The following is a 13122-nucleotide window of genomic DNA, read 5'->3' as shown; positions in this document are numbered from 1 at the left end:
GCCGTGCGTGCGGTGGTGCAGCGCGTGCTCAACGCCGGCGTGACGGTCGACGGCGAGTGCGTGGGCAAAATTGGGCGCGGCTATCTGGTGCTGCTGGGCGTGGGCCACGGCGACACGCGCGCCGAGGCCGATAAGCTGTGGGGCAAGCTCCGGGGCTTGCGCATTAACGAGGACGAGAACGGCAAGACCAACCTGGCCCTTGCCGATGTCGACGGCGAGGTTCTCGTGGTGTCGCAGTTCACGCTGTTCGCCGATTGCCGTCACGGCCGCCGCCCATCGTTTACGGATGCCGGCGCCCCCGATGTCGCCAACGAGCTCTACGAGTACTTCCTGACGCTTGTGCGCGAGGACGTCGAGCACGTAGCGCATGGCATCTTCGGCGCCGACATGAAGGTCGACCTCGTCAACGACGGTCCATTCACCATAGTCCTGGACACCGATAGCCTGTAAGTAGTCAATTTGGGACGGGGCTTATTTAGCTACTTGCGTATGGCCACAACAGGGTGCTATAGTATTAGAGTTTTGTCTATCTTAGGGGTATTATCCCCTTTTTGAATTGCACCTTCTGGAGGCCCTGTTCATGGAAGAGATGGAAGTCAATCACGTCGACGACATCCACGAGAAGCTGACCGATATGGTGGGCGATCGCGTTAAGGTGAAGGCCAACATGGGCCGCACCCGCGTCGTCGAGCGCATGGGCACCATCAAGAGCGTCCATCCGGCAGTCTTTATCGTCGAGGTCGACGAGCGCCGTGGCCGCAAGTCGCGTCAGTCCTACCAGTATATTGATGTTCTCACCGGCCAGGTCGAGCTGTTTGACCCCGAGAGCGGCGAGCACATTTTTACCCCGCTCGGCAATCAGCTCGAGGAGCACTAGCGGTGACCGATTGGTCCCTGACCCTTTCCGCGCCGGCAAAGATCAACCTCTATCTGGGGGTTCATACCGAGCGCGACGACCGCGGCTACCATAAGGTCGATTCCCTGATGGCAGCCGTCGGTCTTGTCGATACCGTTACGGTTACGCCGGCACAGGCACTGACCGTCCAGACGATTCCGGCATCCGATTTTCCCATGCAAAAGAATACGGCGTATCGTGCGGCCGCTGCTATGGCCGAGCATTATGGTCGCGAAGCCAATGTCTGCATCACGATCGAGAAGCGCATCCCGTTGTGTGCCGGCCTGGGCGGTCCTTCGACGGATGCCGCGGCGGTCATTGTCGCCTTGGCAGAGAGTTGGGGCATCGACCGTGCCGATCCTGCGTTGGACAACATCGCGCGCGGCATTGGCGCCGACGTTCCCTTCTTTTTGCATGCCAGCCCTGCATTTTACGTGGGTGGGGGAGACGTGCTGGCAACCGAGTACCCCGCACTACCCGCGACACCCGTCGTGCTGGTCAAGCCGCGCGAGGCAAGCGTTTCAACAATTGAAGCCTATCGACGTTTTGACGAGACCCCTGCGCCTGCGGACAAGCCCGGAGCGATCGCATCTGCCCTTCGCTCGGGAGATGCAGAGGTGGCCTACGCGCTCGTCCACAACAACCTGGGTGTCATTTCCGCGCAGATGGAGCCGCGGATTCAAACGGTGCTCGACTGGCTTCGTTCGCAGAACGGTACCGTTGCCGTAAACGTGTGCGGTTCGGGTGCCTGCTCGTTTGCTCTCTGCGATAGCGCCGCCACGGCAGTCAATCTTGCGGCAGCCGCTCAACAAAACGGCTGGTGGGCTTATGCAACGGAGCTCGTTTCCGACACGGTTCGCATTGAAGCGCCAAAGAAGTAAAAATTTCTCTGGCACACGACGGAAATCTTTGTTACTATAGTCGAGCTAACGGGTTGTGGCTCAGTTTGGTAGAGCACTGCGTTCGGGACGCAGGGGTCGCTGGTTCAAATCCAGTCAACCCGACCAGAGCATGAGGAGGGACCGCTTCTTGCGGTCCCTTTTTTTAGCTATTGTTGTGATACCGCGATACCCGCGGTATACTCATTCGAGCTTGTCTCGCTGTATTGTGGAGGTCTACATGTTTGGACTGAGGGCTCCTGAGCTCATCATTATTCTCGTTGTTGTCCTGATTATCTTTGGGCCTAAGAACCTGCCGAAGCTCGGTAAGTCCCTCGGCTCTACCGTCAAGAATATCCGCGAGGGTATGGAGGGCGACGATAAGGGCGAAACCAAGCAGGCCGAGGACGTTGTGGTCGAGGAGTCCAAGGAGGACAAGGAGATCGCAGAGCTCGAGGCCAAGCTCGCTGCTGCCAAGCAAAAGAAGGCAGAGGACAGCGACGCGGACGCAGAGTAGTCCCATCCCTTTGGGGTGAGCACCTGACCGGCTTGCCCGCAGGCTAGCCGGTCTTTTTCGTTTTTGTTGACAGTTGATCGTTACATCATAGTTGGGGAGATATCCGTATGGACGCAAGCCAGATCGTACTGACCGCTGAGGGCCGCCAGAAGCTCGTCGAGGAGCTCGCTTGGCGTGAGGGCGATTACGCCAAGGAGATCGTCGAGGACATCAAGGAAGCCCGCGCGTTCGGCGACCTTTCGGAGAACTCCGAGTACGATGCCGCCAAGGACAAGCAGGCCCAGAATGCTGCTCGCATCGCCGAGATTCAGGCTATTCTCGCCAACGCCCAGGTTGCTGCCACCACGGGTGATCTGACCGTCTCCATCGGTTCCACCGTTTCGTTGATTGATCCCAACGGTGAGGTCATGGAGGTCACGCTTGTCGGTACCACCGAGACCAACTCGCTCGAGCACAAGATCTCCAACGAGTCTCCGGTCGGCCACGCCATCATTGGTCATGGCGAGGGCGACTCCGTCGAGGTCGTTACGCCTTCCGGCAAGACCCGCATCTACACCATCGCCAAGATCGCACGCTAGACCACGGTCCCGCGTAAAGGTATGTTTTCGCTCCCTGGGACCGAATCCTGGGGAGCGTTTTAGTTTGAGGAGCTAACTATGGCAGAAAACCAGAACGCCGCCGATCAGGCATCGACGCTCAACGACGAGCGCGCCACCCGGCTGGCAAAGCGTGCCTCCCTGTTCGAGGCGGGCCAGAACCCGTATCCCGAGCACTCCGAGATTGAGGACTACGTCGTCGACATCGAGACTAAGTACGCTGAGCTCACCGATGGCGAGGACACCGAGGACGTCGTGAAGATCGGCGGCCGTGTGGTGGCCAAGCGCGGTCAGGGCAAGATTATGTTCATCGTCGTGCGCGACGCGACCGGCGAGATCCAGCTGTTCTGCCGCATCAACGATATGGACGAGGCCGCCTGGAACACGCTCAAGGCACTCGACCTGGGCGATATCCTGGGCGTGACCGGTGTAGTCGTGCGCACCAAGCGTGGCCAGCTTTCCGTTGCTCCCAAGAGTGCGACGCTGCTGTCCAAGGCCGTTCGCCCGCTGCCCGAGAAGTTCCACGGTCTCTCCGACAAGGAGACCCGCTATCGTCAGCGCTATGTCGACCTGATCGCCAACGACGACGTTCGCGAGACCTTCCGCAAGCGCTCGCAGATCCTCTCCACGTTCCGCCGCTTTATGGAGTCCGATGGCTACATGGAGGTTGAGACCCCCATCCTGCAGACCATCCAGGGCGGAGCTACTGCCAAGCCGTTCATCACGCACTTCAACGCGCTCGATCAGGAGTGCTACCTGCGTATCGCCACCGAGCTGCACCTCAAGCGCTGCATCGTCGGTGGTTTTGAGCGCGTGTTCGAGATCGGTCGTATCTTCCGCAACGAGGGCATGGACCTTACCCACAATCCCGAGTTCACCACGATGGAGGCCTACCGCGCCTTCTCCGATCTCGAGGGCATGAAGGCGCTCGCCCAGGGCGTCATCAAGGCCGCTAACAAGGCTATCGGCAACCCCGAGGTTATTGAGTATCAGGGCCAGACTATCGACCTGTCCGGTGAGTGGGCAAGTCGCCCCATGACCGATATCGTCTCTGACGTGATTGGTAAGCAGGTCACCATCGACACGCCGGTTGAGGAGCTTGCTGCCGCCGCACGTGAGAAGGGCCTGGAGATCAAGCCCGAGTGGACCGCCGGCAAGATCATCGCCGAGATTTACGATGAGCTGGGCGAGGACACCATCGTCAACCCCACCTTCGTGTGCGATTACCCCATCGAGGTTAGCCCGCTTGCCAAGCGCTTTGAGGATGACCCGCGCCTGACCCATCGCTTTGAGCTGGTCATCGCCGGCCACGAGTACGCGAACGCGTTCTCCGAGCTCAACGATCCGGTCGACCAGGCCGAGCGCTTCGCTGCCCAGATGGCCGAGAAGGCCGGCGGCGACGACGAGGCCATGGAGTACGACGAGGATTACGTGCGCGCCCTCGAGTACGGTATGCCTCCCGCGGGCGGCATCGGCATCGGTATCGACCGCGTGGTCATGCTGCTCACCAACCAGGCTTCCATCCGCGACGTGCTGCTGTTCCCGCACATGAAGCCCGAGAAGGGTTTCCAGTCCGGTGCCGCTGCTGCCAAGGCTGCCGAGGCCGGCAACACCGCGAGCCCCTTCGTCAAGCCGCTCAAGCCCACGGTTGATTATTCCAAGATTGCCGTCGAGCCACTGTTTGAGGAGTTCGTCGACTTTGATACCTTCTCCAAGAGCGACTTCCGCGCCGTGAAGGTCAAGGCATGCGAGGCCGTCAAGAAGTCCAAGAAGCTGCTGAACTTTACGCTCGATGACGGTACCGGCACCGACCGTACCATTCTCTCCGGTATTCACGATTATTACGAGCCCGAGGACCTGGTCGGCAAGACCCTGCTCGCCATCACCAACCTGCCTCCGCGCAAGATGATGGGTATCCCCAGCTGCGGCATGCTCATCAGCGCCATCCACGAGGAGGAGGGCGAGGAGCGCCTCAACCTGATTCAGCTCGATGCCTCCATCCCTGCCGGCGCAAAGATGTACTAACTAGTTACGCGGTTCTACGAACCGCGTAACGGCCCGACGCTGCGCGGGCCGCATTTGGACAATCTGACGTTCAACTTCAAGGGCGCGACCAGAAGGTCAGCGCCCTTTCGTTTCACGTCACCTTGTCACAAATGCGACCCGCTCGCTGGCGTTGCCAATACATCGACGTTGTCGGAGTAGTCATTGGGGACGTTCTTAAACGACTAGTCATTCAAGAACGTCCCCAATGACTACTCAATGGCTATTGCGCGCATGGCTCGCATGACAGCCGTCTCTTTTATGTTTCCTTTAGCCGTCGCTGTCTAGGATGGGGGTTAGTCGATAGGAAGGGAGCACCGGGATGGACGATGCGAGCGAGCGCGCGATTGAAGAGGACATGCTCGATCAGTTCAACTACTTTGATGATGAGGACGAGGAGCTGATCGACCGTCGCGAGCCAGCGCCGCTTGATTCCTTTGATCTGGTCGATGAAGAGGCTGATGAGGTTGAGGACGAATCAACGGAGCCCCCACAGTCTTCGCGCCTTAACTCGCTGCTTTCGAGAGCCCCCATGCACCACGGCGTTCGTGCCGGCGCGCTCCATATGAAAACTGACTGGCACCAGATCGTGACGGCAGGCGATGAACTTGCCGTCGATGCGCCGCTCACCGATAAATCATCCATCGTCTGCCGCACCGGTATGCTTATGCTCGCGAGCGGAACGGGTGCCTGGCGCGTGCGCGATACCATGAATCGTGTTGCTGACGTGCTCGGCGTCACCATCCACGTCGACCTGAGTCTCCTATCGTTTGAGTGCACCTGCATCGAAGATGGCCACTGCTTTAACGAGGTCGTCAGCTTGCCCACAACGGGCGTCAATACCCATCGCATTTGGATGATGGAGAGTTTCCTCAAGGAAATTGAGACCTATGGTCGTCGCTTCACGGTGCACGAGTATCACGAGATGCTCAAGACCGTTGAGAGTTCAAAACCTGATTACGCGCCTTGGCAACAGGGCCTTGCGGCGGCTTGTGCTTGTGGCGCCTTCGTCTTTTTGCTCGGCGGCGGCCCTATCGAGATGGCATGCGCGTTCGTGGGCGCGGGTGTCGGCAACTTTGCCCGCTCCCATATTCTCAAGCAAGGCCTTGGTCAGTTCAGCGCGCTGACGACCGGCGTTGCGCTCGCTTGCGTTTCGTATCTGCTGGCATTGCTCGGCCTTGGCCAGGTCATACCGGGGGCAATGTCGCACCAAGAAGGCTATATCGGCGCCATGCTCTTTGTGATTCCCGGCTTTCCGCTCATTACGGCAGGCCTCGACATCGCTAAGCTCGACATGCGAAGCGGTATCGAACGTCTGTCATATGCCGTATCGATTATTGTGATGGCGACGCTCGTAGGTTGGATGGTTGCCGAGTGTGTTGGCCTGGCGCCGGACGACTTTGCGCCGCTCGGCCTTTCGCCGCTTGCTCTTACGCTCCTGCGCGTGGTGATGAGCTTCGTTGGCGTATTCGGCTTCTCGGTGATGTTCAACAGCCCGGTAAAGATGGCCGCGGCAGCTGGGTTGATCGGCGCCGTGTCCAATACCCTGCGTCTGACTCTTGTCGATGCGCCGACGATGATTCCCTTCCTGGGCCTCAGCGCGGGAATGCCTCCCGAGGCAGCAGCGTTTATCGGCGCGCTGGTATCGGGTCTGCTGGCAAGCTTGGCCGAAGTCAAGCTCACCTACCCGCGCATCGCTCTCACGGTGCCTTCGATTGTCATTATGGTGCCCGGTCTGTATCTCTATCGCTCTATGTATTACATGTGCACCTTCGACACAGTCAATATGCTCGGCTGGTTTGTGCGCGCAGTGCTCATCGTGGCGTTTCTGCCCGTTGGGCTGGGTGTGGCGCGTACGCTCACCGACCCTCGCTGGCGCCACACCAGCTAATTGGTGCAAGGGGGACAGGTTACTTTGCACCAAATGAGTTGCGGTGAAATAGGGACTGAATTGCTGCTTAAAGGGTCAAAACAGTCCGTATTCCACCGCAACTTATGGGGTCGGGGGATTATCGGTGCCCTGCATCTTCATAAACTCAACGCTTACGAAGCGCATGCGTTTCGTGCTAGGCTGGTTCCACCACATAAGTAGTCGCAGACGCACGTACCACGGGCGGGCGAGATGAAGTCCCAACAGCTCCATCTTGCCCGCCCGTTTTTGTTGGCGGCGCCGCGACGCAACACAGAGAGGAATCTGCCCTTCATGCCTATCAACAAACGAGAGAGCCTGCTGTTCACCTTTATCATGTGCTTTTGCATGGTGCTCTGGATGAGCATCTACAACGTTGCCCTGCAGCATGGGGCCATCAACGGCGAGGTCGTTGCCGCTGCGTGGCTCGGCTTCCCCGTTGCCTACATTTTTGCCATGTGCTGCGACTGGTTCGTCGCCAGCCCGCTCGCCAAGGGTTTCGCCTTTAAGTACTTGGTCACGCCGGGCAAGAGCTCGCCACTTGCCCGGACGCTCGCCGTCAGCTCCTGCATGGTCGTTCCCATGGTCATCATCATGTCGCTGTACGGTGCCTGCGAGGGTCTGACGCACATGCCCGGCGGCATCCTTGCGAACCTGTATTCCGTGCCCGCGATCTGGATGATCAACATCCCGCAAAATTTTGTGATGGCGCTGCCGTGGAACCTTTTGGTAGCCGGTCCGATTTCCCACTTCGTCTTCCGTCGCGCCTTCCCTGTGGGGACGGTTTTCGAGGAGGAGCATGCCGAGCTCTTGGAGCAGGCTATGGCTCCTGAGTGCGAGTAGCTCGCTTAGGGATCTGCTGAGCGCGGGCGACTTGCTTGGTTGGAGCCCTAAGCGTGGATAGCTCTCTCGGCGACATCGCGGGCGTGAGCGGTGCGCATGACCGGAGGGCCCGTGCTGCTCCGTTGCCCGACGTGCTAGCGCGCAGAACAATCTGTTGGTGCATTCGGCGGCTGCTGAAGCGTTTCGGCAGCCGCTTTTTATACGGAGTTTAAATACAACAGTCTGTTGTATTACGTAGAGTGGTATATCTCTAGCAGGAAAAATGCGAGAGACGGAGCATTATGGCGTTGCTAGTAGGACTGGACGTAGGGTCGACGACGACCAAAGTTTACGCGATGCACGAGGATATGACCGAGGCGTGGTGGGGATATCGCCGCCACGGGGCGTGTCAGACAGCGAGCGTGCGCGCCATGCTCGGCGAGCTCGCCGAGCGCTTTCCCCATGAGTCGCTGCGCGTTGCGGTGACCGGCTCGGGTGCGCGCGATATCGCGACCGCGCTGGGCGCCTCGTACGTTCAGGAGGTGGTCGCCAACGCGCTCGCGATCAACAGGTTCTATCCGCAGACGCGCTGCGCCATCGAGCTGGGCGGCCAAGACGCCAAGATGATCTTCTTCCGCACCAACGATAAGGGAGACATCGAGGTTGCCGACATGCGCATGAACGGCTCGTGCGCAGGCGGTACCGGTGCATTTATCGACGAGATGGCAAAGCTCATGGGGGTCGGCACCGAATCGGGCGAGTTCGAGCAGCTCGCAAGCCGGGGAACGACCGTCCACGAGGTCTCGGGCCGCTGCGGCGTGTACGCAAAGACCGATATCCAGCCGCTGCTCAACGAGGGCATTCCTACCACCGACCTGGCGCTTTCGGCGCTTCACGCGGTCGCCCGCCAAACGATCGGCGGTCTGGCCCAGGGTATCGACATCGAGCCGCCGGTAATCTTCGAGGGCGGTACGCTCGCCTACAACCCCACGCTGGTCCGCGTGTTCCGGGAGCAACTGAATCTATCGGACGATCAGGTTATCGTCCCGCGCGATCCGCAGATCATGGTCGCGCGCGGTGCCGCCCTGTCGCTGACCGACATGTTCGCATCGTCCCAACCGATCGACCTTCCCGACGCTTTTGTCCGGCTGGATAAGCTCGAGACGGTCGCGCCCGCAAGCGGGGAGGGACGTCTTGCCCAGCCCTTTTTTGCCACACCTGCCGAGCAGGCGGATTTTATGGCACGCCATGGCAAAGAGACGCCGGCAAAGGGTCCGGATGCGTATGCGCCCGGAGAGACGGTGCGTGTGGCGCTCGGTATCGATTCGGGGAGCACGACGACCAAGTTCGCCCTGGTCGATGAGGCGGGTGAGCTTGTCGATTCGTTCTACGCGTCTAATAACGGCAGACCGCTCGACGTCGCCCAACAGGGTCTTGTCAGCTTGAAGAACCGCTGGGAGACAGCGGGAGTCACGCTTGCGATCGATGCCGTGGGCACCACGGGATACGGCGAGGAGCTTTTCGCGCGCGCGTTCCACGCCGACTACCATACGGTCGAGACGGTCGCGCACGCCCGCGCCGCGTGCGCATGCGTTCCCGATGCGACCTTCGTGCTCGACATCGGCGGACAGGATATGAAGGCCATCTGGCTCAACCACGGCGTGCTGACCGATATCGTCGTCAACGAGGCGTGCTCTGCGGGCTGCGGCTCGTTCCTCGAGGGTTTTGCCAAAAACCTCGGAATAGCCGTTGAGGATATCGCGACCGAGGCATTTTCGTCCAAAGCCCCCGCCGTTCTCGGCAGCCGCTGCACGGTGTTCATGAACAGCAGCGTCGTTTCCGAGCAGCGGCGCGGTAAGGGTCCGGGCGACATCATGGCCGGTCTCTGCCGTTCGATTATCGAGAACGTGTTCACCAAGGTCATTCGCGTTTCAAATCTCAACCGTCTGGGCGACAAAGTCGTCGTCCAGGGCGGCACGTTCCGAAACGACGCGGTGCTGCGCGCATTCGAGCAGTATCTGGGCAAACCCGTCACGCGTGCGCCCCACCCGGGGCTGATGGGCGCTATCGGTATCGCCCTGCTCGCGCGCGAGGAATGCCGCAAGGGCGACGCCGGCACGTCGTTTATCGGGCTCGATGCCGTGGAGCGCTTCGAGCATCGCGAGTTCGGCGGCGTTACCTGCCGTCGGTGCAACAACCGCTGCCAGCGCGCGGTCGTGGCATTTGGCGACGGCTCGCTTTACGTCACGGGCAATCGCTGCCCGCGCGGCGGCGCCATCTCATGGGATGAGCTCGTGCGCGAGGTTCCCGCGGCGGAGGAGCTGCGTCCGCAGGGTGCTTGCGAGGCACAGGCACCCGGCACGGGGCGCGACCGGACCGCGGCTGCCCCCAATCTCTTTGTCGACCGCGAGAAGCTGCTGTTCGAGTCGTGCCCCACGGTTCCCGTCTGCGGGGGGCGCGATGTCACGATCGGCATTCCCCGTGTGCTCGAGTTCTGGGACACCATGCCGTTCTGGTCGACGTTCTTCAGCACGCTCGGCTTTAAGGTGCGCGTCTCGGGACGCAGCACCAAGGCGATGTACGAGCGCGGTCTGGCGCACGTCACATCCGACACCGTGTGCTTCCCGGCCAAGCTCGTCCACGGGCACATCCGCAATCTCGTCGACGCCGGTGTCGACCGCATCTTCATGCCCATCATCACGACGGTGCCCACCGAAAACACCGCCTCTACCAGCGAGTGGATGTGCGCCGTCGTAAAGGGATACCCCTACGTGATGCGCAATTCCGATAACCCGGAGGAGCGTTTCGGCGTTCCGTTCGATACGCCGCTGTTCCACTGGTACGACGAGGGCGACCGAAACCGCCAGCTCAAGGCGTGGTGCAAGGAGACCTTCGATATCGATGCCGACCTGGTTGCCAAGGCGACCGAGCAGGCGGACCGCGCGCAGCAGACGTTTGAGAACCAGCTGCAGCTGCGCGGCAGGCAGGTGCTCGAGAACGTGCGCGAGGACGGCGGCTACGCGGTGGTGATCGCTTCGCGCCCGTACCACAACGACCCGCTGGTCAACCACGGGCTGCCCAAGCTCTTCTCTGAGCGCGGCATCCCCGTGCTGACGCCCGATGCGGTGCCGGGGGTCTGCAACGTCGATCTTTCCAACAGCCGCATCGACATCGTGAACAACTACCATGCGCGCATGCTGTCGTGCGCGGTCATCGTCGCATCGACGCCCGAGCTCGAGCTCGTGCAGATGGGCAGCTTCGGCTGCGGCCACGATGCGTATCTCACCGACGAGATCGCGCGCATGATGGGCGAGATGGGCTCCAAGGTTCCGATGATGATCAAGCTCGATGAGAGCGACGTCGCCGGTCCCATGGGCATTCGCGTGCGTTCGTTTATCGAGTCGGTCAACCGTCGTCGCGCGGAGGAGCGTGCCGAGGGCGCCCGGGTGCACGCGGTCCATCCGCTCGACGACCCGTATAAGGTCAAGTACACCAAGCGCGACCGGCACGACAAGATCGCGCTGGTCCCCAACACCTCCCATGCGTTCTGCAGGCTCATGACCGCGGCGATGCGCAATCAGGGCGTGCGCGCCGAGGCCCTTGATATCGGGCGCGAGGATGCCATCCGCCTGGGCAAACGCTATGTGCACAACGACATCTGCTTCCCCGCGCAAATCGTGATCGGCGAAGCGCTCGCGGCACTCGAGAGCGGTAAGTACGACCCGCACGACGTCGCCGTGGTGACTGGCAAGTATATCGGCGACTGCCGCCTGACGCACTACATGCCCCTGCTGCGCCGCGCGCTCGACGACGCGGGATACGACTATGTCCCGGTGCTCACCAACGACGACGTCGATGCCCACAATGCGCATCCGGGCTTCAAGCTCGGCCTTGGCCCGAGCATCCAGATCGCCTACGGTCTTCCCATGATCGATGCCCTCGAGGCCATGCTTAGGCGCATCCGTCCCTACGAGCTCGAGAAGGGCGCGGCGGACGCTGCGTTCGACCGCGCGCTCGATGAGGTTATCGAGGGCATGGAGCGCTCCGGGCTGAGAGGCCAGGCGACGGGCTTCAAACGCGCGCTTGCGATCATGGACGCCGTTCCGTACGACCGCTCGAACCCGCATCCGACCGTTCTCATCGTGGGCGAGTACCTGCTCAATTTCCATCTCGGCGCCAACCACGAGATCGAGCGCTACCTCGAGGACAACGGGCTCGAGGTCATCGAGGCGCGCATGACCGACGTGATCCGCAAGACCTATTTCTACAAGCATGCGCAGTCGCGCGAGTTCCACGTCGACCTGTCGCTGCCCGAAAAGGCCTGGTACGCCACAGCGGACAACCTGTTCGAGCTCGCGCACGACCGTTGCGACCGCCTGGGCGCGGCGAGCCCGCTCTACGAGCCGCCGACGCGCATGCCCGAGCTCGTGCGCGCGAGCGATAAGATCCTACACCATACGTTCGATGCGGGCGAGGGCGTGCTGATTCCGGCGGAGATCCTCGAGCACGCCAAGCGCGGCTGCCGCAACTTCGTGATCCTGCAGCCGTTCGGGTGTCTGCCCAACCATGTCGTGGGGCGCGGGCTCATCCATGCGCTCAAGGAGCAGTATCCCACGGCGCAGTTCCTGCCGCTCGACTACGATCCCGACGTGAGCTTCGCCAACGTGGAGAACCGTCTTCAGATGCTCATCATGAACGCCAAGGCGCAGGGGTGCGGTGAGGCGCATGGCGAGACCGCGTAAGGACGCCGATGCGCCCGATGCACGCACCCGTATCATCGAGGCGTTTTGGGAGCTCATCGAGAACAACAGCATCTTCGAGCTGTCGGTTGGCGAGGTGACCCGCGCCGCCCAGTGCAATCGCGGAACGTTTTACTACTATTTTCACGATTTCGATGAACTCGTCGCCATCGCCATAGCCCAGCTGCTGCAGGATAACGAGCTCATCACCGATGCCCTCTGGCATTTTTCGAGCGAGGGCGACCTTTCGGCGTTCGACCGGCGCGACGTCCGCTGCCTGCTGCGGCGCATCGTCATCACCATGAGGGCGGGTGCCGCCGAGCAGGTCGTGCAGGGCATCCATACGATCATCATCGACCGCGTGAGAGAGATCGTCCACCCCGACGGAGAAGAGCTCAAGGCAGATTCGAGCTTTGCGGTGGGCTTTCTGGTCTCGGGCATCATGGGCTTTGTGATGGCGGTCGGCTTTGCCCGGGAGGGCGGCGAGGAGATAGACCTCGAGCAGCTGGGGGACAGCGCGTGCGCGTACCTGAGGGCGGTCGCCATGCAGACGGTGGAAACGGTCGCGCAAGTCGAGGGCGTCGATACATCCGAGCTGCTCGAACGCGTCTCCAAGGAGGCCGATGCCTATCGCGCATCGCGTGCGACGAGTCCCGACGTGGTGAAAGACGTCTAGGGTTTCTCTTGCGGGGCGCCCGTCGCGCATCGCGCGGTGAGTCCCGC

Annotated in this window: 10 protein-coding genes and 1 tRNA gene; all 11 read left to right on the top strand. The window is 61.2% G+C overall.

The window, feature by feature from the left end; genetic code table 11:
• Positions 1 to 3: 3 nt before the first annotated feature.
• The 11 genes from dtd (at position 4) to JMJ97_RS00705 (ending at position 13075) form a co-directional block, all read left to right on the top strand.
• On the top strand, positions 4 to 450 hold the full coding sequence (dtd, locus tag JMJ97_RS00755) for a D-aminoacyl-tRNA deacylase (RefSeq protein ID WP_138374740.1): 447 nt from the start codon (positions 4 to 6) through the stop codon (positions 448 to 450).
• Between the two features lie 130 nt (positions 451 to 580).
• The gene (locus JMJ97_RS00750) at positions 581 to 877 is read left to right on the top strand and encodes a Veg family protein (protein ID WP_006234957.1); all 297 of its coding nucleotides are present in this window, start codon (positions 581 to 583) and stop codon (positions 875 to 877) included.
• 2 nt (positions 878 to 879) lie between these two features.
• Positions 880 to 1776, top strand: coding sequence for a 4-(cytidine 5'-diphospho)-2-C-methyl-D-erythritol kinase (gene ispE, locus JMJ97_RS00745; protein WP_260698814.1), 897 nt, complete (start codon positions 880 to 882; stop codon positions 1774 to 1776).
• Positions 1777 to 1825: 49 nt separating this feature from the next.
• Positions 1826 to 1902, top strand: a tRNA-Pro gene (locus JMJ97_RS00740).
• Between the two features lie 112 nt (positions 1903 to 2014).
• Positions 2015 to 2290: a twin-arginine translocase TatA/TatE family subunit gene (gene tatA / locus JMJ97_RS00735; RefSeq protein ID WP_152073393.1), complete on the top strand. Its 276-nt coding sequence runs from the start codon at positions 2015 to 2017 to the stop codon at positions 2288 to 2290.
• A gap of 107 nt (positions 2291 to 2397) precedes the next feature.
• A complete protein-coding gene (greA, locus tag JMJ97_RS00730) occupies positions 2398 to 2868 on the top strand; it encodes a transcription elongation factor GreA (RefSeq protein ID WP_117655963.1) in 471 nt (156 codons plus the stop codon).
• 78 nt (positions 2869 to 2946) lie between these two features.
• Positions 2947 to 4911, top strand: a complete 1965-nt coding sequence (gene lysS / locus JMJ97_RS00725) for a lysine--tRNA ligase (protein WP_260698813.1) — start codon at positions 2947 to 2949, stop codon at positions 4909 to 4911.
• A 340-nt stretch (positions 4912 to 5251) separates the two neighbouring features.
• Positions 5252 to 6820 carry a threonine/serine exporter family protein gene (locus JMJ97_RS00720; protein WP_260698812.1) on the top strand — a complete coding sequence of 523 codons (1569 nt, stop codon included), beginning with the start codon at positions 5252 to 5254 and terminating at the stop codon, positions 6818 to 6820.
• Between the two features lie 312 nt (positions 6821 to 7132).
• Complete coding sequence (locus JMJ97_RS00715; protein WP_260698811.1) at positions 7133 to 7681, top strand: DUF2798 domain-containing protein; 549 nt, start codon at positions 7133 to 7135, stop codon at positions 7679 to 7681.
• A gap of 281 nt (positions 7682 to 7962) precedes the next feature.
• Positions 7963 to 12402 (top strand): acyl-CoA dehydratase activase, encoded by a 4440-nt coding sequence (locus JMJ97_RS00710; RefSeq protein WP_260698810.1) that lies wholly within the window; start codon positions 7963 to 7965, stop codon positions 12400 to 12402.
• Entirely contained in the window at positions 12386 to 13075 is a 690-nt protein-coding gene (locus JMJ97_RS00705) for a TetR/AcrR family transcriptional regulator (protein WP_260698809.1), read from the top strand. The genes JMJ97_RS00710 and JMJ97_RS00705 overlap by 17 nt, the downstream gene beginning before the upstream one ends.
• Positions 13076 to 13122 lie beyond the last annotated feature (47 nt).

It is taken from the genome of Collinsella aerofaciens (assembly GCF_025289055.1).
Lineage (GTDB): Bacteria > Actinomycetota > Coriobacteriia > Coriobacteriales > Coriobacteriaceae > Collinsella.
The sequence above is the reverse complement of the archived record's forward strand: the minus strand, read 5'-3'. Positions and strand labels throughout refer to the sequence as shown.